The organism is Paenibacillus sp. MER 180 (assembly GCF_023713665.1).
In the GTDB taxonomy this organism is placed as follows: domain Bacteria; phylum Bacillota; class Bacilli; order Paenibacillales; family Paenibacillaceae; genus Paenibacillus_B; species Paenibacillus_B suaedae.
This window is the reverse complement of record NZ_JAMAVT010000010.1, coordinates 154,174-178,302: the sequence shown is the minus strand read 5'-3', so window position 1 is coordinate 178,302 and position 24,129 is coordinate 154,174. Positions and strand designations below refer to the sequence as shown.

Sequence of the window (24,129 nt, the reverse complement as noted above, 5' to 3'; positions counted from 1 at the left end):
ATTCCGAACGTCCTATACTTCCACTTTTCTATGCCTATTATACTGAAAACGGTTCAGCCAAGCACTATATGATTTATCATTTTCACAAGAAAAACATATCCAAATTAAGTTTTTGAGTATAAAGAACTACTTCTTTGGGTTTAATTCGACATTTTTCTCCTTTTTTTCTTCTTTGCATTGCCTGCTGCAGGAAACAGCTCTTTTCTATTAGTAGGTAGTCTGCCTTTTCTTCGGATTATTTGATCCTTAATCAATGGATAATATGATCTTTCCAAACTGCCCCGGTTACCAACTACGACGATGCGGCCATTATTTTTAGATCAGTCTCCAAATTCACATTCGCCAAAAATTCGATGATTACATCGGATCCTCTCTCGTGTGTCAAAGACATAATTTTATCCATAAAAGCTTCTGTGATGTGATCGAGTACATGTAAGGCCCCTGAAGCTTGAATTATCGACAAATGAACGTAAATGCATACCGGATCCATTGACCGGAACAAACATTGAAAACATTTCCACTGTCGCTTGCAACAACTCTAGTCACTAGCTTGCGTAACAAGTGTTGGGACAGATTGCTGTAACCTTACCATGAATCCTAAAAATTACAAAATTGAATAAAATATGTAATAGATCTGTAACGAGTACATATGTGTTTTTTCGATATAGTAAGAGAGGTTATTCGAACTTTGATATTTGTATACACGGTTAGGAGATATAGGCACACAAGGAACGAGTAAGAGAATATCTGACACTCACACCCCTTCATCCTCTTCGCTACGAACACGGTTCAACGCAAGCAGGACTCACCTGAAACCTTTACCAGTTTATTATCCAAATCAATCATGTTCCCCTACATCTCAAGAAAGGACATCAAGACTACAATGAAATGGTTATGCATGAGACTTCATCCGAATAACGATTCAGTAGTACGGTTATTCGTCGTGGTCACACCACATATAGGGGGCGTCCAATATGCATGAGCTTCGACGCAACAATAGACGCTACATGCCCGCCCTGGATGGCCTGAGAGCAATTGCTGTTCTGGCCGTCATCGCCTATCACCTGAATCTTGGCTGGGCTCAAGGAGGCTTTTTAGGTGTCGGCATTTTCTTCGTCTTGTCCGGTTACCTTGTAACGGATTTACTGCTTGCCACAAGGCAGCAGCGAGGTGCAATTGATCTGTATACGTTCTGGGTACACAGGGTGCGCAGGCTAGTTCCCGCCATTCTCGTTATGCTGCTGTTCAGCGTTGCTTGGCTAACCATTTTCGATCCTGCGCGCTTGACCAAACTACGAGGGGATATATGGTCAACCTTCGTGTACGGGAACAACTGGTATCTCATTTTTCACAATGTTTCTTACTTTGACAGCTTTGGTTCGCCCTCACCCTACCTTCATTTATGGTCTCTTGCCGTTGAAGGGCAATTTTATCTGATGTGGCCTGTACTACTCATGATTGGATTAAAGCTTGCACCAAGGCGAGGTCAGCTTCTGCTCGGAATTTCAGCGGCAGCAGCTGCTTCTGCATTGGCAATGGCATGGCTGTATGAGCCAGGCACTGATCCAAGCCGTGTATATTACGGCACAGACACGCGAGTATTCGCTCTTCTCATTGGAGCTTCACTTGCTGTCGTATGGCCTAGCAGACGTCTTGCTGCAAACACAGCTCATAAGGCAGGCTTAAGCCTTGATCTAATAGGGGCTCTCGGATTAAGCGCTATGCTCTATATGATTGTAAAAGTAAGTGAATACGATGATTTTCTATATCAAGGGGGATTCGTGCTGCTCTCTATTGTGAGTGCACTTACGATTGCGGCGCTTGCACATCCAGCAAGCCGCTTGAGTAAGCTGCTCAGCTGGGGGCCGCTCGTATGGATCGGCAAGCGATCATATGGCATTTATTTGTGGCATTATCCGGTCATAATTCTCACCAATCCTGAAGTCAATACGAGTGGATTTGATGGGACGCGCGCCATGCTGCAGGTCACCGCGAGCGTGCTGCTCGCCGCCTTGTCGTGGCGATATATCGAACAGCCCATCCAACGCGGCTGCCTCTCCCAACTGTGGCGCAAGCTGCGCGAGCAACCTAATTGTTGGCAGCGGCTATCGTGGAAGCATTGGTCAGTCTCCGCCTGCTGTGTTCTGCTGCTCGCCCTTTTCTACGTTGGAATGAGCGGTCGTTCCTTAGTGGATGCCGCCCAAGCCCAATCCGAAGAATCTGCAGCTAACAAGCGGATAGTCATCACGCATGACAATCTGGGAGCTGCATCTAAGGCTCACCAAACCGAACATACCGGCTCCCATGTAGTTAAGGATACGACACCTAAGAAGCCGAAGCGCTCTGATGCTGCTTCTGATCCCATCAAGAAGCCCGGCAGTCCAAGTGCCGATGACCCGTTAGAATCTAGCTCAACTGCCAAGGGAGGCGGGCAGCCTAAAAGCAAGCAGACACAACAGCCGAATCAGCCGTCTCACACAGACCGCGCATCCGACAAGAAGCAGAACTGGTCTATTTCTGCAATTGGTGATTCAGTCATGCTCGATGTTGCTCCCTATCTGAGCAAGCAGCTCCCTGGTACTGTTGTCGATGCGAAGATTGGAAGGCAGATGTCCGCAGCCAGCGATATTATTCAGGGGTTGAAGCAGAACGGCAAGCTCGGCAGATATGTCATCATCGCACTTGGAACAAACGGCATATTTGGTGAAAAGCAGTTAAACAAACTGATCGAATCCCTTTCTGATGTTGAGCATATTATTTTCGTCAATACGCGCATGCCAGAGAAATGGGAAGGCAAGGTCAATGCGTTGTTAGCGAAAACGGCTGCTGCCCATTCCAACATTACATTGGTCGATTGGTACAACGCCACTGAAGACCATGACGATTATTTCGAGCCGGATGGCACTCATCTCGTACCTAAGGGCGCCAAAGCATATGCCGCCCTAGTGGCAGATGCTGTTCGGTCTCTATCTGAAGTTAAGAAAGAACAGCCTGCTCGTCAACCAGGATCAGAACACAGTTCTGGCAAGGAGTCTGTGACACCACCACCTAGCGGGAAAACACCCGCAACAAAACATTCATAACGAAAACCATGCTTGATCCTATAAAAAAATGTTCTAATTGTTTTATCTAATACTTAAGCCAATTATTTACTATCATCTGTAATATTACCTATTACGATTGCTGCAGGGTCTTGCCACATGTATGTAGGGCAGGCCCTTTTTCTTTCCCAACAAGAGATCCCTTCATACCTTACCCCGATTCGCAGCATGAATAACTTGTACGTTATAATAAACATATGAGGGAAACAGTCAATAGTATGACATGCCTTTGAAATACAAGAAAAAGGAGTGTAACTCATGACAATGAATAAACTAACCGAACAAGAAAAAGAAGGCGTTTACAAGGCGATATACAATCGCCGCGATATTCGTACATTCCTTCAACAGCCCGTGTCTGATGAGCTGCTGGTCAAACTGCTGGAGGCTGCCCATCACGGGCCATCGGTGGGCTTTATGCAGCCGTGGAACTTTATCGTCATCAAAGACGCAGAGACCAAGGCGAAGTTGGCAGAAGTGGTAGATCGCGAGCGTCGTGCGCTGGCGATTCACTATGAAGGCACAGATCGCGACACCAAGTTTATGGAGATTAAAATTCAAGGCATTCTGGAGGCCCCTGTTACGATTTGCATTACATGCGATCCTTCGCGTGGCGGGGATCATGTTCTCGGTCGCAACTCCATTCCCGAGACCGATATTATGTCTGTCAGCTGCGCTATTCAAAATATGTGGCTCGCCGCTTACGCTGAGGGCTTGGCAATGGGCTGGGTTAGCTTCTATAAAAAGCCGGATATTCGGCGGATTCTGAACATCCCGCTTCATATTGATCCAACAGCTCTTATCTCTATCGGTTATACAGAGGATTATCCGGAGCGACCACTGCTCGAAGCCTACAACTGGGAGAAGCGGAAAGTATTAAGCCAGCTCGTCTATGACAATACATGGGGCACTTCTTCCAATCTGCTGTAAATCTACGATAAGCAAGCTTCCCAAACTCAACAACAAAGCCGTCCACTCCCCTAGGGAAATGGACGGCTGCTTCTCATCATCGCTCTTCGTAATTGGTCAAACTTTATTTATCCAACAGCCCGCGATGCATGGCCTTCCACACAAGCTGCGAGAACAGACTGTTCGACCAAGCGAACCATGGACGTGTAAATACATTCGGATCATCCGCGAGGAAGCCCTCATGCATGAAGCCTGTATCCGCATCTGTTGCTTCCAGCATATTAATCATAGCGAGCATTTCTTCATCGCTTGCTGCCGTTAATCCTTGCATGGACAACGCCATGTGCCATACATAGCCGTCTGGCGTATGTGGGCTGCCGATTCCTTTGGCAACCTTGCCTTCGAAGTAGTACGGATTTTCTTTGCTCAGAATAAATTTGCGCGTATTTTCATAAATAGGATCACTTGCGTCTGCATATCCAATATAAGGGATGGACAGCAAGCTTGGCGTCCCTGCATCATCCAAGAGGCAATAGTTGCCGAAGCCATCTGTTTCATACACATAAATCTTGCCGTATGTCGGATGGTTGTGAACCCCGTACAATTGGATGCCGTGATTGATTTCCTCTTCCAGCTTCGCCATTTCGCTAACGAACTCTTCGTCACGGAAGCCGTATTTCGCAATTTCCTGCATTTGACGCAAGCTGACCACCGCGAACATATTGGAAGGAATGCTGTAGTGGAAGTCGCATGCATCATCACTTGGACGGAATCCGGACCAAGTCATTCCTGTGTAATTTACAGGCATTCCCTTGCCGTCGTTGCGGATCGTATCAATCGCTGGACAGTTCACACGTGTGAAGCGGTATTGCGATTGCTCGAAGTGATGCTGTTCTGTCTTCCACACGTCCACAATTTTGCGCATAGCGGACTTGAAGTTCGTATCGAAAATATCGGTACGTCCTGTCTCTTTCCAATACATATATGCGAGGCGAATCGAGAAGCACATCGAATCCAGCTCATACTTGCGTTCCCATACCCATGGGGACATCTCAGTCTGGTCATTCGCATCCCAGTGCCAGTCATTCGCAGTCTCGTTGAACGCGTTTGCATACGGGTCAATATTAATATAGAACATGTGACGCTTGATCAAACCACCGATAATGCGCTGCAAATCCTTGTCATTCTTCGCGAAAGGAACGTAATGAATCACCTGTTCCACCGAGTCGCGCAGCCACATAGCGGGAATATCCCCGGTCAAGACGAATGTTGTCCCGTCATCCAGCAATTTAGTCGTTGTTTCCAACGTGTTCGGGAAGCAGTTCTTGAACAGCTTCAACAACTTAGGACGATGCGCCAGCTTCTGTTCCGCTTCTTCCATAACGCGGACGACTGCTTTTGGCAAGTCAAATGCAGGTACATCGATTTTAGGCAAACGAAATTGTTCCATGTTATTATCCTCCACCTGTTCTCCACATGATGTAATTATCTCTCTTGTCACACTTCGGCAGGCCCGTTGTGGGCTTGTCCCCCGTGGCTCCTTACAGTGTACATGCAAACGCTTCATCTTGCTATACAGATCGAGAAACTTTATCATGTTGCACAAAAATGTTCCACATCAAGATAGCAAATGAGTTCCCATTTCATACTCACAAAGGATTGACATTCCTCTTTATTTCAGGTGAACTGGTAGATAGGCATCTCTTATGCAGCTTCTCACGCAGCTGCATAAGAGGTGCTCCGTAACGAGGAGGGGAACAATGCCCAACGTATGGACGCATTTACTATTCGGCCAAGAGGCGCTTGACGACGCTGGCATCGCCCATTGGATATCGCCCGACTCCCAGAAACGCATGTTCAATATGGGGTGCCAGGGGCCTGATTTTCTTTTCTATCATCAATTTCTGCCATGGCAGCGCAATAAAGTAATGAACGAGCTTGGAAGCGCCATGCACAATAAGCAATGCGGTCCATTTCTGCTCGACTTGATCGATTCCGCGCCCAAGGGAGATATGCTATCTCGCGTATACGCCCTCGGATTTCTGCTGCATCATATCCTTGATCGGAACATGCATCCTTATGTATTTGTACGTTCAGGATTCCGCAAATGGGATCATCAGCGGTTCGAGGTGTTGATGGATACCCACGTGCTGCGCGCCAAGCGCAATATCGCCACATGGAATACACCGGTATGGAAAGAAATCGATACGGGCGGACAGTTCCCGAAAGCAATGGTCAGTGCACTGCATGCCTTAACGGGCCGATACTACCCTGAGCTGTCCAACCGAGTGGATACACGCTATTGGAACGACGCCAATCAAGCTATGGTGCGCGCACAGAAGCTATTCCATGACCCGTCCGGGATAAAGCAGCTTCTGACATGTAAACAAATTGAACCGTTTGTTTACAAGCGGACACCACCAGCCTATGATGTGTTGAATGAAGCACGAAGACCATGGCCAGATCCGACGGGCACAGGAGAAATTCGATCCGCGAGTATATGGGATATGTGGGAAGAAGCCCGTGAAGATGCGGCGCGTGCTGTATCGGCTGCCGCCGCCTACTGGAACATCAAGGAGGAAGCGAATCAAGATCCGCGTACAGTTGCTAACGCGTATGAGACTCTTCGAGCAGCAATTGGCAACCGATCTTATGAGACTGGTCTTCCTCTGGAGCAGGATCGACCCATCATCATCGAAGACCCAATTTGGGATGCGTAAATAACAAGGCTCTCTGAAGCAGAACAGCGATGTCCTCTGCCTCAGAGAGCCTTTTCCATTCGTTATCGTGATTGCGTAACATTCGCGACAATGACAAGATCCCGCTTGAAGCGCTTGCGAAATGCCGTGCGAACCGCATAGGCTTCCGATACTTCAAGCAGTGGCGGTGTCGAGGCGCGCACGTGAAATACGACTTCCTGCTCTTCAATATCACAGGCCACCAATTCTACATCTGAGGCTGCTCCGCGATTGAAGCTTATCGCAAGCCGCAGCAATAGGCTAAGTGTACGCACACCTTCTTTGTCTCCGGGAAGGAATAGCGCCTCATATTCACTCCATGCTTCGCCTGCCTTCAGCTTCTGATCAGCTGAGGCGATGAACGCACTGAGCACGAGCTCGCGAGGAGTCAGACCATATAAATCTGAATGGAGCAGCATATATAGCGCATGCCGTTCTCGTTCAAGCGGAGAAATGACGACTCCACAATCATGCAGCATCGCGCTCGTGTGCATGATCTGCGACCAGTCCCCTCCCAGTTCCATTAGTGCTCCCATATCTTCCACCAGTCGATTGAATAGGATATGGACTCGCTTGGCATGATCTCGCTGCAACCGAAACCGCCGCATCATATTCGAGATGGACAAAGACAGAGGATCATCGATCATCAGCCCTTCCCCCTGAAGCAAATCGAATAGAACACCTTCCCGAACACCCTTGGCGCTTACCGTCAATATAGGCATATCCAATCGTTCCATCACATACGTAATGAACGTAAAGGCTCCCATAAAAATGTCCGCCCGATCCTTGGATAACCCTTGAATCTTCTCTCTTTCCTCCAGCGACAACGGTCTCAGCTTCTCATGCCACTGTTCAACGTGTTCCCGGCTCAGCACGTAATGATGGAGCGAAGCAAGTGGAACCTTAGCCTGAGCCTTATCCATCTTCGCAATTGTCCGTATCGTTCCGCCCACACCAATAAGCGGATATCCCTCTGCTTGCTGCAGCCACTCAATCTGCCCCAGAAGCTTCCCCATATCGGCAGCAAGCCGCAGCCCCTCCTCTACTTCAAGCGCCTCTCTGACATGATATTGGCCTGCCAGCGTTAACGCTCCAATCGGAATGCTGATGCTCTCCTTCAAGGCCCGATCCTGAATGAGCACCATCTCCAAGGAGCCGCCTCCGATGTCGACCAGCAGCGCATCCTTGACATTCATGGTCGATACGACTGCCAGATAGTCCAAATAAGCCTCCGACTCTCCGCTAATTACTCGCACAGACAATTGTGTTGCACCTAGAATGCGGCTTAGGATTAATGCCCGGTTCGTCGCTTTGCGCAGTGCAGCCGTGGCAACCGCGATGATCTCACATGACTCATAACGGCTGCACAACTGCTTAAATAATAGGAGCGTTGAAATTAATTTATCAATTTTATATTCCGGAATCGCTCCATCTTCATCGTACTCATCACCAAGACGAACGACTTCCTTCCATTGGTCTACAATTTGAAATGTCAGATCCTCGCGAATTTCCGCAATCATAAGACGTACCGAATTGGAACCGATATCTACAATGCCCTGATGGCGATTCTGAGTCGGAACCTTGGTTTCTAGCGGCTTCTTAGGTCGCATCATATGGCATACTCTCCTTCCTTACTCATCGCAATACGTTGTGTGCACAGCATCCATCATCCACCTACGTCCGCGAAGAACGGCCTGCTGAGCTTATCATTGCTTACATTCCAAAAAAAAGAGTGACATCTCTTGAAATACTTGCAATATCTTTTCATTTTGCCATGCCCTGTATGAAAACTCCATCCGAAAGCGCGTAACATCATGTTAATCTTTTGTAAATCTATGACCTGTACCTGTCAAATCCATTACTCTAGCAGTAGACAGCAATGCCCAGTCTATTGGAAGCAGTATTCACACCATAAGCTGTGTTCATTCCTGCCCGTAAATCGCGAGCGATATAGGTGTGAAGGCATACATGCCGTCTATTTCATTCACTTGTAACGAAAGACAGGGGATATTATGGACAAACCGCTTATTGCCGCAGGCATCGACATTGGTTCGAATGCAATTAAAATGCTTATTGCCGAGCTTGCCGGACCAGGGCAGCTTCGCATTCTTGAGGATGTTAAGCTTACATCCCCGATCGGCGACGATACCTTCACCCATGGTCAGATCCATTCTAAAGCCACGTTCGAAGTATGCCGCGCGATGAAGCAAATGTCGCAGCTCATGAAAGATTACAAAGTGAAAACGTATCGCGCCTGTGCGACGAGCGGGGTTAGAGAGGCAAGCAATCGCGGGTACTTTCTAGATAACCTTCGCCGTTACACGGACATGGACATCGAGCTGGTTGATAGCTCTGTCGAACGATATTTGACCTATGTCGGACTGAATATCGGCGTTGAACAAATGCCGCAGCTGCGTGAGGAAGGATTGCTGGTCGTCGAAATTGGCAGCGCCGGTGTCCAGCTAAGCGTATATGCATCTGGAAGATTGCAATTTTCCGAATATGTTCGCATCGGTATCTTGAAGCTGAAGGAAGTGCTTGAGTCCTTGCGGGGCGAGTCGCTGCATTATTCCAACGTTCTTCAGCAATATATTGAAAGTCAACTGGACATGCTGCGTCGCCGTATGTCTTCCTATACCATCAATCATCTAATTGTCCTCGGGGGAGAAGCCTCCACCTTGGCGAACAAATATGGAGAGCGAGGGACAAGCTCAGTCGGTAGCTTGCCACTGCGATCCATCGCAAGAACAACGCTCCAGCGCCATTTGTTCGAATGGATGCAAGCAGGCACTGCAGAGCTATCGCACAAATTCCATATCGATGAAGAACGCGCCTCTCAGCTCATCCCAACAGCTATTATTATGTCAGAGCTGCTCAAAGCAACGGCAGCAGAGCGACTGCTTCTGCCGGATGTCTCCTTACGGCACGGCGTCCTTCACGAGATGTCACTCTCAGCACATGATCAGTCAGCTTCGCTGCAAGCGTTGTATATCGAAATATGACGGCGTCCGCCTTCCATGCTGCCGAACGCGTTCAGCTTGATACGGAGCACTCCAGACAGGTTCGAAGACTCGCAAGCAAGCTCTTTGATCGCTTGAACAGCTTATTTCGCATGGACCCATCTCACAAATTATGCTTGGAGCTGGCTGCTATCTTGCATGATATCGGCAAGACCATATCCCAGGAGGGCCATGCCGCCAATTCATACCATATGATTAAAGCGATGGACTGGCTAGGTCTGTCTGAGAAGGACAAGGAGCTTGTCGCAAGTATGGCACTATACCATCCGCGCAGTGCTCAAGTGCCTCTGAGACCGGATATGAGTGAACAGGAGCAGTTGGTACTATCCAAGCTCACCTCTATCCTCAAGCTAGCCGATGCGCTCGATATTGCCCACCAACAGAAAGTTAAAGATTTCACCATCCATATTAAAAAAGGCACTTACATTACGATGATTCCTACCTATGAGGGCAGCTTGGAGCTGGAACGGTGGGCCTTCCAACATGAAAGCTCATTCTTCGAGCAAGTGAGCGGGTATCCTGTCCTACTAAAAGGATAGCATCCCTCTCATCTCCCCAATGACCATGTCATGCTGAGCTACAATCGTTCATTGTGCAAAAAAGGAGAGGTTTCATGATGGCTCGAACATTTATTAACCGCGAATGGAGCCTATTGGCTTTTCATCGAAGAGTTCTTGAAGAAGCGTATGACAAAACGAACCCGTTGTTAGAAAGACTGAAGTTCCTAGCCATAAGCAGCTCCAATATGGACGAATTGTTCATGGTGCGTGCTGCGTCCGTCATTGATCAAATGATTGCAGGCTACGACAAACGCGACCGATCAGGCTGCACACCGCATGATACGCTCGAAGGCATCAAGTCTGGTGCTGCCGCAATGGTCGAGAAGCAAGCCTACATATACGGTCAGCTTCGAAGGAAGCTGCGCCAGCACAACATTGTAATCAAGCGGCCGCATCGATTGTCGATGAATGAGAAGCACTATCTTCGCAGCTACTTTATGGAGCAGTTGTTCCCTGTGCTCACTCCGATGGTCGTGGATCAAAGCCGGCCGTTCCCGCTCATCCAGAACAAGAGCTTGAATATTGGATTGATCGTCCGCAATACGGACGAGGAGGAAGATGTGTTCGCGACAGTAGCAGTGCCTGAAGTATTGCCTAGACTCGTAAGGCTACCGACAGGCACGGACAAGCAGGAGTTCATCCTGCTCGAAGACGTCATCAAGCTGCATATGGACATCTTGTTCCATGGCTATGACATTGTCGATATGAAGGCTTACCGCATAACGCGCAATGCGGATCTGGACATAGATGAGGAAGGCGCAGAGGATCTGCTCAAGGAGATTGAGGAATCGCTCAAAATGCGGAAATGGGGGAATGTGGTTCGGATTGAGGCGGAGGAAGGCATTAGTCATGAACTGCTTCAAATGATCACACAGGATGGAGAAGACGAGCCGCTCGGCGGCGTATACGAAATCGCCGGCCCTATCGACTATACATTCCTGTTCAAGCTGATCCAGCTCGTTCAGAAGCCAGGGCTTCTCTATCCAAACCATCAGCCGCATCAGCCCCTTCAGGACGGGGAGGATGTATTCACCTGGATTCGCCATCAAGATCGTCTGCTGCATCATCCCTTCGACAGCTTCGATACTGTCGTTCAGCTTGTAAGAGCAGCCGCACAGGATCAAGACGTATTGGCCATTAAGCAAACGCTGTATCGGGTATCTGGCAATTCTCCGATCATTGAAGCTTTAATCGCAGCTGCAGAGAATAAAAAACAGATTACGGTACTCGTGGAGCTGAAGGCCCGCTTCGATGAGGAGAACAATATTCACTGGGCGAAGCGGTTGGAGCAAGCCGGCTGCCATGTTATCTATGGATTGATAGGATTGAAGACCCACTTGAAAACACTGCTCATCGTTCGACGCGAAGAGGACGGTATCCGCAGATACGTTCATCTGGGTACAGGCAATTATAATGATGTGACAGCCAAGCTGTACACGGATATGGGGCTGCTGACCGTCAATCCCCAGATTGGCAGCGACGCCTCAGTGCTGTTCAATATGCTCTCTGGCTTCACCGTGCCATCCAGCTTAAATCAATTATGCGTTGCTCCTTTGTTTTTGCGCCATAAGCTGGAGCAATATATCGAATATGAGATTGAGGCTGCGCGGAAAGGCCGCAAAGCGCACATCATTCTCAAAATGAATGCGCTGGTGGATGAAAAGCTCATTTCACTGCTGTATAAAGCTTCGAAAGCCAGCGTACGCATTGAGCTCATCGTACGAGGCGTATGCTGCCTCCGCCCAGGTGTGCCGAATATGAGTGAGAATATAACGGTACGAAGCATAGTTGGGCGATTTCTGGAGCATACCCGCATCTTCTACTTCGAGCATGGCGGCAAGAACAAGGTACTGCTGAGCAGTGCGGACTGGATGCCGCGCAACCTCGATCGCCGTGTCGAGGCCATGTTCCCAATTGAGCATTCGGAGCTGAAGCAGCAGATTATTCAAATCCTTCATTGCTATTTGGCAGATCAAGCGAAAAGTCGATTCCTGCAGCCTGACGGCACGTACCGCAAGAAAGCCGCAAAAGGCATGCAGAAAATGCACGCGCAGGAACAACTGCTGAAGCGAGCTGGGGATCGAGCTGAGAAATCAATGAGCCCGGCCACCCTTCCCTTCCAGCCGCGAACACATTCAACAGACGAGCAGGCAATGAATGAAGTAGCCGCAACGTCACAATTCTAGAAAAAAGGGCTATTTGTATTGGAGAGCATCCCACGAGCTTATGTCGGGCGCTCTCCTTTTTTATCGAATGAGCATGCAATTCTATCGAGTTAGGCTGGAGCAGCAATCGGAACATACAATTTGACTTCGCAGTAATGTTCGTTAGCTACTGAGACGTCAATCGATTCGAAGAAGAAGGAATCCGCTCGGACATACCCCGAGTTCGGCAGCCACTCCTCATTGATGTATGACCAGATCTCCAAGTCAAAATTATTGAAGATAACGGGAACAATTTATTGCAGTATTATGAGCCTCATTCTTTCGAAGTCATTTCTTTCCATCATGCGATAAATGATATTATACAAACGATAATTGCAGATATCGAGGGTATCGATACCGTCAACAATAATTGGTGGGATATCGAGCCTCAATTACTTCAAGCTGTGATGAGCTATCACAATCGAGGAGAACTTCGAAAGGCAGCCTTTGAGCCATTCATCAACATTATCGATACCTGCATGAGGCTGTTGAAAAAAGGGGGCTATCTCATTTTTGACAACTGCACCTATGCTGGATATGAGCAAATGGGGTATTCTTCAGAGTTCCACAGTGCATATATTCAATTGGTCAGAGAGTGGATTGCTGAGTCGAACTTGGGACTGAAAGAGGTTGAGTTGGAATCGTATGACAAGCAATGGTGGATGATTATGACAACGTAAGCACGACTCCTTCTATTGGATGTGCTGCTCACGAACACAACAGCCCTATGCCGGCGCGAGATCGGCGTAGGGCTGTTGCTCATAGAAAAACTAATTATGTAATGCTAGGAAGCTTATTTCAGAAAACACACATCCGAAATGTTAATGCACAGGTATCCCCTTGCCCCCAGAAGCATCTGTATTCCAAGTATCCTCCTCCATCGCTGCTTCCTTGCGTCCTTTCTCAATATCTACAAATGCAAGCAAAATAATACCGATAATGAAGAAGACCAGGATAGACAAGATTGCCAGGCGTGTAGAACCGGTCATTAAGCCTACCATGCCAAAGACGGCCGGACCGATGGAAGCAGACACCTTGCTCGATAAACTGAGGAACCCGAAAAATTCAGATGCGCGGCTAATCGGCACCATCTGACTGTAGACAGAACGCGCCACTGCCTGACTTCCCCCTTGCACCATGCCAACAAGGAAGGCCAGGATGTAGAAATGGAGCGCTGTTGTCATAAAATAACCAAAGAACACGATGACGATATACGTACTGAGTGATACGTACAAGGAACGCTTAGAACCTAACCTGCGGGCGAACTTCGCAAACAAGTAGGTGAACGGGATTCCGACGAATTGGGTAATAAGCAGCGCAATAATGAGATGGCTCGTCTGAATGCCCATCCCAGCACCATATATCGCCGCCATTCCGATAATCGTGGAGATGCCGTCATTGAAAAACCAGAAGGACACCATATACTTCAATAGCTCAGGGTAATGCTTCACCCGCTTAATCGTTTGAGCTAGCCGGCCGAAGCCTTGCTTCGTGTAATAAGACACTGATTTCCGATCTGTACGGGCAGGATCATGCAAGTGGCGGAATATTGGCAATGAGAAGAGCAGCCACCATATTCCTACGGACAAAAATACGGTCTGCGTGGCAACGAGCTTATTCGGAAACCCTAGCATCTCCCATTTCTCAAGCATGACAATGTTTACCGCCAGCAGCACACCGCCACCGATGTATCCGTACATGTACCCTTTGGCAGATATTTCGTCCCGCTCATCTGGTGCTGCAATCTCGGGCAAAAGAGAGTCATAAAACGTATTGCCTCCAGAAAAGCCTATCGTCGCCAAAATAAACAGTACTGACACATACAGCCAATCTCCATTTCCCGCGAAGAACAGAAGCATACAAGCCACCGAGCCGCAAATCGCAAAGACGCGCAAAAATGCCATCTTGCGGCGTGATAGATCAGCCATTGCTCCCAATATCGGAGACAACAGTGCGACAAGGATCATGCCGATCGTCTGTGTAAAAGCCCAATAGCTCGTCGCCTCATGATTCGGAAGTCCTGAAGCAGCCACAGACTGATAAAAGATAGGGAGAACTGCCGCCAACATTGTTGTCGCAAAAGCGGAATTCGCCCAATCATACATCATCCAACTGCGAACCTGTTTCGAACGCATTGTTTTCCCCCTAAGCTATAACGTAACGTTGTTGAGAACGTCTTCATTTCATTGTGCGGCATGGCCTGCGCGGCGGTCAACTATTTCAATTATTAAGTTTTCATATAAGCTGCCGCATTGGTAAACATTGCTCATCGGCATAGCTTCCTTAACTAATCTAATGTATAATGAGAAAAACATTTTATTAGTACAACAAAAGCGATAAATTGTATTGAAGCTCCGTTCTCACACCCTATTTCGGATTTTACATATTCACCACCATGTACACATCTCACACCATATTTTAGTCCTATGTCAAAATAGGCAAGAAAGGGGGAAACAGTCATGAATTTAAGCCAGTTGGAAACACTAATTACCATTTCCAAGACGATGAGCTTCCGCAAGGCAGGCGAATTGCTTAACCTGACTCAACCTGCCGTGTCTGCTCAGATCAAAAGCTTGGAGGATGAGTTCAAAACGGTGCTTATTGACCGCAACCAACCTGTCACCCTGACAGACAGCGGCAAAGTATTTTTGGAGCATGCAACGCGCATCTTAGATATCGTCGACGAAGTTAAACAGAAGCTGAGTGATTTGAACCAAATTCCGCAAGGGCATATTGTTCTAGGTACAACGACTTCGATTGCTATTCAAATCCTGCCGCGGATTCTTTCCTATTTTCAGGATCAATTCCCACTCATTAAGACGACCATTATGTCCATGTCATCCTCACAGATCATGGCCCATATCGAGAATGGCACCGTTGATATTGGCATCGGATATTTGAACGAACCGAATCCGAATCTGAATACGTCTGTGCTCTACTACGATTCGTTCGAACTCGTCGTCTGTCCAGACCATCCGCTGGCCAAGCATGAGCATGCAACGGTTGATATGCTGAAGGAAGTTCCGCTCATTCTATTGTCGCCTGATACTGTAGGCCGCAGGTTCGCCGAAGAAACCTTCCGCCAATACAATATCACTCCTCATATCGTTATGGAGTTATCCAGCAGTGAGGAAGTGAAGCGGATGGCCGAGCTGAATCTTGGAGCGGGTATCATTTCCAAGCTATCAGTCAGCAGCGAACTGCGCCGCGGCACGTTGAAGATCGTTCAAATTCATGAACTCGAAACCGCTCATCCTGTTGGGGTTATGTATCGCTCAGGCCGTTACTTGAATTCTGCCATGCAGCAATTCTTAAATGATTTGAAGGGCATGCCTGAAACCCAGTTCATCGGCTCCGAGTAACGATACCGCTCACTTCGTAGATATGACACTACCATTCAATGAACAGGAGGGGAAGCTATGAAATTCGATTTGCACACTCATCATTTTCGCTGCGGTCACGCAGATGGCAACATCCGTGAGTATATTGAGGCAGGGATCGCCCATGGACTTCAAGTTATTGGTATATCCGATCACACGCCCTATTTCGGCCAGGATGAAGATCATCCGCACCCGAATATTACGATGGCCAAAAGTGATTTTCACAACTATGTAGACGAGGTGCTGCGCCTCAAAAAGGAATACGAAGGCCGCATCGACGTGCTGCTGGGCATCGAGTCAGATTATTTCCCTGAACATGCGGAGACCTATCGCAAGACGCTTGCAAAATATCCGTTCGACTACATTATTGGCTCCGTTCACAGCACAAATGGCGTCAGCATTTTCAATAAAAACAGATGGAAGAAGCTAAACGCCGAGCAGCAAATTGCTGAAAAACGGACCTATTATGAGATGATTCGTGATTCTGCTCGCACAGGCATGTTTCAAATTTTAGGCCATATTGACGCCATGAAGGGCAATTACCCCCCGTTCTCGGACATTCAAGCCCCTGACATTATCGACGACACCTTGAAGGTCATTGCAGAATGCGGCGTTGCCATCGAAATCAATACATCTGGGAAAACAAAGCTGAGCGGCGGCTGGTATCCAGCGGACGCCATCTTGGAACGTGCCCTTCATTTCGGAGTCGAAGTTAGCTTCGGCTCGGATGCACATAAGCCTTCCCGCGTCGGCGAAGACTGGGAGGAAGTCCGCTCCCGGCTGAAGGACATCGGATTTACGTACTGGGTGTACTATAAAGAGAAGCAGAAACAGGTCGTACCCATTGATTAACTTGTCAGGAGGCACGACCATAGTTCGATTATTATAGTTATATATCACGCGCTAAAGATGCTTCTGGGGCATAAGGAACTTCATCGGGATACGAAGTTCATGCAGTGCTCTGGCTGCATCTTTCTTTTATGATACGGAGTTAAGGACAAAAAAAAGGGATCTGTATCTCACAGATCCGTCTCAAGGGATATATATTCATCAAAAGGGGGTCTTGTTATTAATATACCCTCTGTACATTAACCAACGTTAACAGGAATATTACCATTGTGTAACAAATCATTAAGCCTGTGTTAAACCGCCCTCTGAACTCCCTTACGAGCAGACTTCTCTGCAGAAGATCGATTCACCACAATGATCCCTGCAACAACAAAGCCAAGTGCTGCCAATGTCCCACCATTCCAAGATTCATTCAACAGCCATGCGGATAATAGTACTCCAAACAACGGAATGAGGAAGAGGAACATCGATACTTTCCCTACCTGATTATATTTCATAATCAAATTCCACAAGCTGAATCCCGCTGCCGACAAGAAGGCCAGATAGAGGAGCAGCAGCAAGGATGAGGCATCCCATTGAAAGGGAGCGAAACCAGCACGCCATGCGCCTACCAGAATAAGCCCAATTCCCCCTAGGGCCATCTGGCGTCCAGTCAGCCACAATACCGGCAAATCACGCGACTCATGGCGCGCCAGCACATTCCCTATCGCACCGAACAATGCCGATAATATCAGGCACACATCACCAATGCCAAATGACATACCTGCGCCGCCTGTATTACTGAAGGTTACAATAATAACGCCCGCGAACCCCAAGCCTAATCCGAGTATCTTGCCGAATGTGAAGCTTTCACTGCGATCAACCATCCGTGCAATGACCATTTGGAAGAAGGAGGTTGCGCCAGTAATAATCGCGCCTTTCATTCCGGTACTTAAACTTAGGCCTATATAGAAGAAAATATACTGCAAAAAAGTCTGTATGACTGCAAGACGTGTGACTCGCCAGCCAACACGCCGAGACTGACCGTAATGAACCCCATCAGCTCGCGTTCCACGATTCATGCAAGCAGTCAATAGAATGAGCATAAGTCCAGCCAAAGCAAATCGATATCCTGCAAATACCCATTGTTCATAAGCCGCGTCCGAGCCAATCTTGAGTGCTTCATACCCAAGCTTAATCGCCGGCATCGCGCTTCCCCACAACAATGTAGCAATGATCGCACTTACGGTCATGCCTACAGGGTGAGTGAACCATTTCTGCGCTGTCACTGATGTATCCACCTTTCGTGCGGCTTCCGCCGCCTCTTGTCCATAATGCTGCGAGTAGATCATGCTCTGATCCGCTACGCTCACATTAAGTTCTAGTTGAATGTGCAACAATAATGCCGCCCTAATTAGGGCGGCATCGTCATTGACCTATTCTATCCTAGCATGAATGTACGCTGACAACAATCATTTCCAGTAATTATTCTTCGTTCTGTTGCAGCCCGCGATATACCCCGGTACGCAGCTCTCGCACGTACGGCTTCACTCCAGGCATATCACTCATTTCCGCAGCTCGAACAGCCTGCTCAATATCATAGGGAACTCGGTGGAAATGTATAGAGAACTCACTTTGCTGAACTTGCCCAAAATAGCCCTCCAGCATCACATAAGAGGCTTGCGTCATGTCCAGCGGGTTGCCAACACTACCGCAATTCACTAACGTATTCCCTCTAAAATGCTGCAAGAATGCATTATGAATGTCCCCATAAATGACCACGTCTGGTGATTGGCATGGATGGAGCGGTTCCGTCAATGATGCAGTGAAATCGAACATGGCCAGACGCTTTTCCGGTGCATCCCATGGTTGCACACGAGTGAACACACTCTGTGGGGAAGCATGGAACAGGCGAATATGACGCCCACTCATATTGAAGTCATAAGAGAAAGGAAGCCGTTCCAGACGGGCTAACCGCTCTGAACCAAGCCGCTGTGCATGCCAGCGGAATTGCTCGTCATCTTCAATCTGCCGAACAAGCTCATCCCAATTCCCTTTGACGATTACATCGCAATATTCAAACAACATATCAACAACTTCTACGGGGTTTGGCCCTTTCCCCACTAAATCGCCTAGGCAGTATATTTTATCAGCGCCTTGTCGCTGAATATCATTAAGCACGGCTTCTAGCGCCTGTAAATTCCCATGTATATCGGAAATGATAGCTATAGACTGCATGTCGCTTCGTCTCCTCCCTAATATCAGCATTATACACCCTAAGGGGATAAGCCGAATACTACTGATCATCACGAATAGCCATGTGACCCTACTCCTACTAATATATCTTTGCTATGCCTCAAACGGGCTACTTATGCATAAACCTTATCCAATTGATCGCAAGGTAAGCAAGGTCCATTCCGGCGGGCACAGCAAGCGAACGGGCAGAAACGTCGTCCCCAATCCTCTGCTCGTATAAATGTGAAGTGGGCGATCCGGTCTATCTACACGCTCTAGCATGTATAATCCATCTGGGTACCGCTCACCTAAAGTTGGAAGGAACAAGGGTCCCACCAGTGGCACACGAACCTGACCTCCATGACTGTGACCAGACAATTGAAGATCAACTTGATAGTTAAGGGCAACCGTTCCCCAATCCGGTTCATGGGCGAGCAGAATACAACACATCTTACCCGATATCCCTTGCATAGCACGCGTCATATCAGGAATCCCTTCCAATGCGTCGTCGATTCCCGCCAGAGCGAGCACTTCATGATTCCGCCTGAGTATCACATTGTCATTCCGCAGCACGCGGATTCCTGCCGTTTGCAGCGCATTCTCCACAGCTTTTGCGCCTCTTCCCCGATAGTCATGATTGCCAAGCACAGCATAGGAACCATATGGTGCACGCAGTTGGCGCAGGATTGGTACAATCTCGGCTGGAACCACATCCCCATTATCAACGATATCTCCTGTAATGCATATCACATCCGGTTGATTGGCTTGTACATCTTGGACAATGCTCGCAAGCTTCGATTCACTTAGATGATGTCCGTAATGGATATCTGATATATGCGCTATGGTCAGCCCATTGAAGGAAGCCGGCAGTCCGTGAATATCCAGCTCAAGCTTACGCTGCCGAATATTATTAGGCTCAATGAATCTGGCATAGCCCCCAACCGCCATAGGCATTGTTATTACTGCCCCTACCATCATGCGCAGTAAACGCCGTCTTCCCGGATTCGCAACTGAATTCGGATTCGTGTCTCTCGTCATTGGAGATTTTATAGCTATCCCCTACCTTTACCTCTTGCATTCAGTAAACGCCGATTCCTATGTATGACTATCCTGTCTCGTCCTTTTATTATGAATCAGCTCGGTATTCAATGCAAATCCTAGTGAGGGTCGATTTATCCATGTTCCCATTCGTTTGGAGTAAAGAGCCTGTTTGGCTATCAGAGCGTATTGTGTCACATCGCACCATTCCTATTTCGCTTCTTCTATACAACAACTGCCGACCACTATAATAGGGCCGGCAGTCCATTGCCTGTATCGCTCTCCACGAATTGATTGCGCTTCCATTATCCTGGTGAATAATACTCCACATACGGCTGAGCTGCATGCTCAATTAGTGAATCTAAACGCTTACAAAACATTGAAACACTCGTTCTCCAACGCTGAAGCCTTTCCCTCTCCATGATGGAAGGCCCAATTCCGAAATGCTCCTCCATGCATTGTTCCAGCGCCTCTTCCGTCATCTTCATGTCCGAGTTGGCAGCACTAAGCTTGACTATGTACGCGGTAAGGCAATCGTATTCATCGTCCGGCGCCCCAAGCGCCCGCAGTCCTAGTGGATCCCACTCGTCCACCAGCAGTTTCACCTTACTGAAGAGGCTGTTCTCGTACCAGCTGTTCGTGTCCTGTATTGGCAAATGGACTATCAACTCGGCACCCCCTAGTCATCTTCACAAGCTTCCAGCGCACATTCAAGTTGTTAACCAATACTATAATCGAAAATTCAGTTGTGGAATACAAATTTTTCTTAAAAATTTTATGCTTCGCTTTGACTTGTTTCACGCTTATAACGCCATACGTGGATATCCGAATTATCTGGTACAAAAAAGCGCCCCTATTCGGGGCGCTCCTACCTTACTTTATTGCATAAACCAGCGTTTGAACATCAGCTTCGTTGTGTCTTTATTCATCTCAGCAATAGATGTCGTAAGCGGAATTTCCTTCGGACAAGAACGGACACAGTTCTGGGAATTGCCGCACCCTTCAATACCGCCGTCCTCAAGCAATTGTTCCAAGCGCTCGTCCTTATTCATTTCTCCTGTCGGATGCGCATTGAACAGTCGAACCTGCGAGATCGGAGCAGGCCCGATGAAGCTCGTCTTCTCATTTACATTCGGACAGGCTTCCAGGCAGACACCACAGGTCATACACTTCGACAATTCATACGCCCATTGTCGCTTCGTCTCTGCCATACGAGGCCCAGGCCCGAGGTCATACGTACCGTCAATCGGAATCCATGCCTTGACTTTCTTCAACGCATCGAACATACGCTGACGGTTGATCACGAGGTCACGAACAACTGGGAACGTCTTCATTGGAGCAATTCGAATCGGCTGTTCGAGCTTATCGATCAACGCGGAGCAAGCCTGTCTCGGCTTGCCGTTAATGACCATAGAACAAGCTCCGCACACTTCTTCAAGACAGTTCGATTCCCAGCATACCGGAGCAGTTGATTTACCGGCTGCATCCACAGGATTTCGTTGGATTTCCATTAGTGCGCTAATGACGTTCATATTCGGGCGATATGGGATCTCGAATTCTTCCGTGTACGGCTGCGCGTCCGGCGCATCCTGACGCGTCACGATCAACTTGACTTTTTTGGATTGTGCCACAGCTTCCGCCATCGTTATTCCCCTTTCTTCTTGTTCGCCGTATAGTCACGCTTGCGCGGTTTGATAAGCGATACATCCACGTCTTCGTATGAAATTTCAGGTCCCTCTGGGGACCATGACGCAATTGTCGTCTTCAGGAACTGCTCATCATTGCGATCCGGGAAATCAGGCTTGTAATGTGCCCCACGGCTTTCGTTGCGAAGCAGCGCACTCTTCGTCATGGCTTCCGACAGCTCCAGCATATTCCACAACTGACGAGTGAAGGCTACCCCTTGGTTGCTCCAGCGAGCCGTATCCGTCATGTTGATTTTGCTGTAACGCTGCTTCAATTCCTTAATCTTGTTGATTGTATCTTCCAGCTTGTTATTGTAGCGAACGACAGTCATATTGTTGGTCATCCATTCGCCCAGTTCCTTATGGATGACGTACGCATTTTCCGTACCGTCCATCTTGAGCAAGTCCTCATACTGGGATGTTCTCAGCTTTGCTTCACGTTCAAATACGCTTGCCGATACATCCTCTGTCGCTTTGCTCAAGCCACGGACATACTCTACTGCTTTAGGTCCGGACACCATGCCGCCGAAGATCGCTGACAACAGCGAGTTCGCTCCAAGACGGTTCGCTCCGTGGTACTGGTATTCACACTCACCTGCTGCGAACAAGCCCTTGATATTTGTCATCTGGTTGTAGTCGACCCACATGCCGCCCATTGAGTAATGCACCGCAGGGAAGATTTTCATTGGTATCTTGCGCGGGTCGTCACCCATGAATTTTTCATAAATTTCAATAATCCCGCCGAGCTTCACGTCCAGCTCCTTCGGATCTTTATGCGACAGATCGAGATAGACCATGTTCTCGCCATTGATGCCCAGCTTCTCATCTACGCACACATGGAAGATTTCGCGAGTCGCAATATCACGCGGAACGAGGTTCCCGTAAGCCGGATATTTCTCTTCAAGGAAGTACCATGGCTTGCCGTCCTTATACGTCCAGATACGACCGCCCTCACCGCGAGCCGATTCAGACATAAGACGGAGCTTGTCATCTCCCGGGATGGCTGTCGGGTGAATTTGAATGAATTCCCCATTCGCATAACGAACGCCTTGTTGATACACTGCGCTGGCCGCAGTCCCGGTATTAATGACCGAGTTCGTTGTTTTGCCGAAGACAATCCCTGGTCCGCCTGTCGCCAAAATAACAGCATCCGCAGCGAAGTGCGTAATGTTCATGCTGCGCAAGTCCTGCGCTGTAATGCCTCGGCATACGCCTTCATCATCCACGATGGCAGAGAGGAATTCCCAGTGCTCATACTTCGTTACAAGTCCCTCTGCTTCCCAGCGTCGCACTTGCTCATCAAGCGCATACAGCAGCTGCTGGCCCGTTGTAGCTCCAGCAAAAGCTGTGCGGTGATATTGCGTCCCGCCGAAGCGGCGGAAGTCAAGCAAGCCCTCTGGCGTACGGCTGAACATAACCCCCATACGATCCATCAAGTGGATGATGCCAGGCGCTGCTTCACACATCGCTTTTACAGGGGGCTGGTTCGCCAGGAAGTCTCCCCCATATACCGTGTCATCGAAGTGCTCCCAAGGGGAATCCCCTTCACCCTTTGTATTTACCGCGCCGTTAATTCCGCCCTGCGCACAGACGGAGTGAGAACGTTTCACAGGAACTAAAGAAAAAAGGTCGACGTGAACGCCTGCTTCCGCTGCTTTGATCGTTGCCATAAGACCAGCAAGTCCTCCGCCAACGACGATAATGTTCTGTTTTGCCATAATGCGTCACCCTCCCTTAACCGATGAATGGAATAATAGATTGAACTGCTTCCGCTGCTTGAAACTCTGCAGAGCGGAATCCGATTAACGACAATGTGAACATGACTGCCATAATAATGAACAAGCCCATGCAGATTTTTGCGGATACATTTTGTGCGCGTGGTCCAACCGTAATGCCCCAGCTTACGAGGAAAGCCCACAATCCGTTCGTAAAATGATAGGATGCAGAAATCGCACCGACCAAATATATGATAAACATAACTGGAGAAGTAATTATGTCATGCATGTATGTGCCTAGCTGCTCATGCGTAATATTGCCAGTCGCAATTTGAACACGCGTTTCGTACACATGCCATGTGACAAATACGAATGTAATGACCCCTGTTATCCGCTGCATCAAGAAAGCTACGTTGCGGCCGTAATTATAATTGCCTACGTTGTTCTTGGATGTGTACGCAATGTACAACCCGTATACGCCGTGATACAGAAGCGGAAGCCAGATGCCGAACAATTCTAGGAAAAATATAAGCGGCAATTCATTCAAAAATTTGACACTGCCCTGAAATGCTTCCTTCCCGCCTTCGAACGCAGCGTAGTTCGTAAGCATGTGCTCGACAATGAAGAATCCGAGCGGAATAATTCCAAGAAGCGAGTGCAGCTTGCGCGAGTAAAAATATCCTCGTTTCATAAGCGTGCCGGTTCCCCTTTCCATTTGT

19 protein-coding genes are annotated in these 24,129 nt (G+C 48.2%); 9 read left to right on the top strand and 10 right to left on the bottom strand.

Going from position 1 to position 24,129, the window contains the following annotated elements; all coding sequences use genetic code 11:
* Nucleotides 1-974: 974 nt before the first annotated feature.
* Complete coding sequence (locus tag M3661_RS17920; RefSeq protein WP_251487139.1) at nt 975-3,083, top strand: acyltransferase family protein; 2,109 nt, start codon at nt 975-977, stop codon at nt 3,081-3,083.
* Nucleotides 3,084-3,365: 282 nt separating this feature from the next.
* Nucleotides 3,366-4,028, top strand: a complete 663-nt coding sequence (gene bluB, locus M3661_RS17915; protein ID WP_028533753.1) for a 5,6-dimethylbenzimidazole synthase — start codon at nt 3,366-3,368, stop codon at nt 4,026-4,028.
* A 103-nt stretch (nt 4,029-4,131) separates the two neighbouring features.
* Here the strand turns inward: bluB and M3661_RS17910 are convergent, their stop codons facing one another.
* Complete coding sequence (locus M3661_RS17910) at nt 4,132-5,457, bottom strand: glycoside hydrolase family 125 protein (RefSeq protein WP_065291528.1); 1,326 nt, start codon at nt 5,455-5,457, stop codon at nt 4,132-4,134.
* 310 nt (nt 5,458-5,767) lie between these two features.
* Between M3661_RS17910 and M3661_RS17905 the strand changes: the two genes are divergently transcribed.
* Nucleotides 5,768-6,727 (top strand): zinc dependent phospholipase C family protein, encoded by a 960-nt coding sequence (locus M3661_RS17905; RefSeq protein WP_065291529.1) that lies wholly within the window; start codon nt 5,768-5,770, stop codon nt 6,725-6,727.
* A gap of 62 nt (nt 6,728-6,789) precedes the next feature.
* Here M3661_RS17905 and M3661_RS17900 read toward each other — a convergent pair whose 3' ends face one another.
* On the bottom strand, nt 6,790-8,358 hold the full coding sequence (locus M3661_RS17900; protein WP_251487137.1) for a Ppx/GppA phosphatase family protein: 1,569 nt from the start codon (nt 8,356-8,358) through the stop codon (nt 6,790-6,792).
* A gap of 399 nt (nt 8,359-8,757) precedes the next feature.
* Between M3661_RS17900 and M3661_RS17895 the strand changes: the two genes are divergently transcribed.
* From M3661_RS17895 to M3661_RS17880, 4 genes are all read left to right on the top strand, one after another.
* The gene (locus tag M3661_RS17895; RefSeq protein WP_251487135.1) at nt 8,758-9,747 is read left to right on the top strand and encodes a Ppx/GppA phosphatase family protein; all 990 of its coding nucleotides are present in this window, start codon (nt 8,758-8,760) and stop codon (nt 9,745-9,747) included.
* Nucleotides 9,744-10,304 carry an HD domain-containing protein gene (locus tag M3661_RS17890; protein ID WP_251487131.1) on the top strand — a complete coding sequence of 187 codons (561 nt, stop codon included), beginning with the start codon at nt 9,744-9,746 and terminating at the stop codon, nt 10,302-10,304. The genes M3661_RS17895 and M3661_RS17890 overlap by 4 nt, the downstream gene beginning before the upstream one ends.
* 74 nt (nt 10,305-10,378) lie before the next feature.
* Nucleotides 10,379-12,511 (top strand): RNA degradosome polyphosphate kinase, encoded by a 2,133-nt coding sequence (locus tag M3661_RS17885; RefSeq protein WP_083189189.1) that lies wholly within the window; start codon nt 10,379-10,381, stop codon nt 12,509-12,511.
* Nucleotides 12,512-12,786: 275 nt separating this feature from the next.
* Nucleotides 12,787-13,209 carry a hypothetical protein gene (locus tag M3661_RS17880; RefSeq protein WP_251487129.1) on the top strand — a complete coding sequence of 141 codons (423 nt, stop codon included), beginning with the start codon at nt 12,787-12,789 and terminating at the stop codon, nt 13,207-13,209.
* Nucleotides 13,210-13,350: 141 nt separating this feature from the next.
* On the opposite strand, the gene M3661_RS17875 is transcribed toward M3661_RS17880, so the two are convergent.
* The gene (locus M3661_RS17875; protein ID WP_251487124.1) at nt 13,351-14,664 is read right to left on the bottom strand and encodes an MFS transporter; all 1,314 of its coding nucleotides are present in this window, start codon (nt 14,662-14,664) and stop codon (nt 13,351-13,353) included.
* A 324-nt stretch (nt 14,665-14,988) separates the two neighbouring features.
* Here M3661_RS17875 and M3661_RS17870 point away from each other — a divergent pair, with 324 nt between their 5' ends.
* Both M3661_RS17870 and M3661_RS17865 read left to right on the top strand, forming a co-directional pair.
* Nucleotides 14,989-15,891, top strand: a complete 903-nt coding sequence (locus M3661_RS17870; protein ID WP_065291536.1) for a LysR family transcriptional regulator — start codon at nt 14,989-14,991, stop codon at nt 15,889-15,891.
* Between the two features lie 57 nt (nt 15,892-15,948).
* Nucleotides 15,949-16,761 carry a histidinol-phosphatase gene (locus M3661_RS17865; protein WP_251487121.1) on the top strand — a complete coding sequence of 271 codons (813 nt, stop codon included), beginning with the start codon at nt 15,949-15,951 and terminating at the stop codon, nt 16,759-16,761.
* Nucleotides 16,762-17,051: 290 nt separating this feature from the next.
* Here M3661_RS17865 and M3661_RS17860 read toward each other — a convergent pair whose 3' ends face one another.
* From M3661_RS17860 to M3661_RS17830, 7 genes are all read right to left on the bottom strand, one after another.
* Complete coding sequence (locus tag M3661_RS17860) at nt 17,052-18,134, bottom strand: DMT family transporter (RefSeq protein WP_251487117.1); 1,083 nt, start codon at nt 18,132-18,134, stop codon at nt 17,052-17,054.
* A gap of 88 nt (nt 18,135-18,222) precedes the next feature.
* A complete protein-coding gene (locus M3661_RS17855) occupies nt 18,223-18,975 on the bottom strand; it encodes a metallophosphoesterase family protein (protein ID WP_065291538.1) in 753 nt (250 codons plus the stop codon).
* Between the two features lie 144 nt (nt 18,976-19,119).
* Nucleotides 19,120-20,010, bottom strand: coding sequence for a metallophosphoesterase (locus M3661_RS17850; protein ID WP_021252668.1), 891 nt, complete (start codon nt 20,008-20,010; stop codon nt 19,120-19,122).
* Nucleotides 20,011-20,315: 305 nt separating this feature from the next.
* Nucleotides 20,316-20,678, bottom strand: coding sequence for a hypothetical protein (locus M3661_RS17845; protein WP_021252667.1), 363 nt, complete (start codon nt 20,676-20,678; stop codon nt 20,316-20,318).
* 210 nt (nt 20,679-20,888) lie between these two features.
* Nucleotides 20,889-21,653: a succinate dehydrogenase iron-sulfur subunit gene (gene sdhB / locus M3661_RS17840; RefSeq protein ID WP_021252666.1), complete on the bottom strand. Its 765-nt coding sequence runs from the start codon at nt 21,651-21,653 to the stop codon at nt 20,889-20,891.
* Between the two features lie 2 nt (nt 21,654-21,655).
* Nucleotides 21,656-23,413, bottom strand: coding sequence for a succinate dehydrogenase flavoprotein subunit (sdhA, locus tag M3661_RS17835; protein ID WP_021252665.1), 1,758 nt, complete (start codon nt 23,411-23,413; stop codon nt 21,656-21,658).
* 16 nt (nt 23,414-23,429) lie between these two features.
* Nucleotides 23,430-24,101: a succinate dehydrogenase cytochrome b558 subunit gene (locus tag M3661_RS17830; RefSeq protein ID WP_021252664.1), complete on the bottom strand. Its 672-nt coding sequence runs from the start codon at nt 24,099-24,101 to the stop codon at nt 23,430-23,432.
* Nucleotides 24,102-24,129: the final 28 nt, after the last annotated feature.

Excerpts from the sequence above, each read along its gene's own strand:
- M3661_RS17920 (WP_251487139.1), top strand. The coding sequence starts at position 975 with ATGCATGAGCTTCGACGCAACAATAGACGCTACATGCCCGCCCTGGAT.
- bluB (WP_028533753.1), top strand. The coding sequence starts at position 3,366 with ATGAATAAACTAACCGAACAAGAAAAAGAAGGCGTTTACAAGGCGATA.
- M3661_RS17910 (WP_065291528.1), bottom strand. The coding sequence starts at position 5,457 with ATGGAACAATTTCGTTTGCCTAAAATCGATGTACCTGCATTTGACTTG.
- M3661_RS17905 (WP_065291529.1), top strand. The coding sequence starts at position 5,768 with ATGCCCAACGTATGGACGCATTTACTATTCGGCCAAGAGGCGCTTGAC.
- M3661_RS17900 (WP_251487137.1), bottom strand. The coding sequence starts at position 8,358 with ATGATGCGACCTAAGAAGCCGCTAGAAACCAAGGTTCCGACTCAGAAT.
- M3661_RS17895 (WP_251487135.1), top strand. The coding sequence starts at position 8,758 with ATGGACAAACCGCTTATTGCCGCAGGCATCGACATTGGTTCGAATGCA.
- M3661_RS17890 (WP_251487131.1), top strand. The coding sequence starts at position 9,744 with ATGACGGCGTCCGCCTTCCATGCTGCCGAACGCGTTCAGCTTGATACG.
- M3661_RS17885 (WP_083189189.1), top strand. The coding sequence starts at position 10,379 with ATGATGGCTCGAACATTTATTAACCGCGAATGGAGCCTATTGGCTTTT.
- M3661_RS17875 (WP_251487124.1), bottom strand. The coding sequence starts at position 14,664 with ATGCGTTCGAAACAGGTTCGCAGTTGGATGATGTATGATTGGGCGAAT.
- M3661_RS17870 (WP_065291536.1), top strand. The coding sequence starts at position 14,989 with ATGAATTTAAGCCAGTTGGAAACACTAATTACCATTTCCAAGACGATG.
- M3661_RS17865 (WP_251487121.1), top strand. The coding sequence starts at position 15,949 with ATGAAATTCGATTTGCACACTCATCATTTTCGCTGCGGTCACGCAGAT.
- M3661_RS17855 (WP_065291538.1), bottom strand. The coding sequence starts at position 18,975 with ATGCAGTCTATAGCTATCATTTCCGATATACATGGGAATTTACAGGCG.
- M3661_RS17850 (WP_021252668.1), bottom strand. The coding sequence starts at position 20,010 with ATGACGAGAGACACGAATCCGAATTCAGTTGCGAATCCGGGAAGACGG.
- sdhB (WP_021252666.1), bottom strand. The coding sequence starts at position 21,653 with ATGGCGGAAGCTGTGGCACAATCCAAAAAAGTCAAGTTGATCGTGACG.
- sdhA (WP_021252665.1), bottom strand. The coding sequence starts at position 23,413 with ATGGCAAAACAGAACATTATCGTCGTTGGCGGAGGACTTGCTGGTCTT.
- M3661_RS17830 (WP_021252664.1), bottom strand. The coding sequence starts at position 24,101 with ATGAAACGAGGATATTTTTACTCGCGCAAGCTGCACTCGCTTCTTGGA.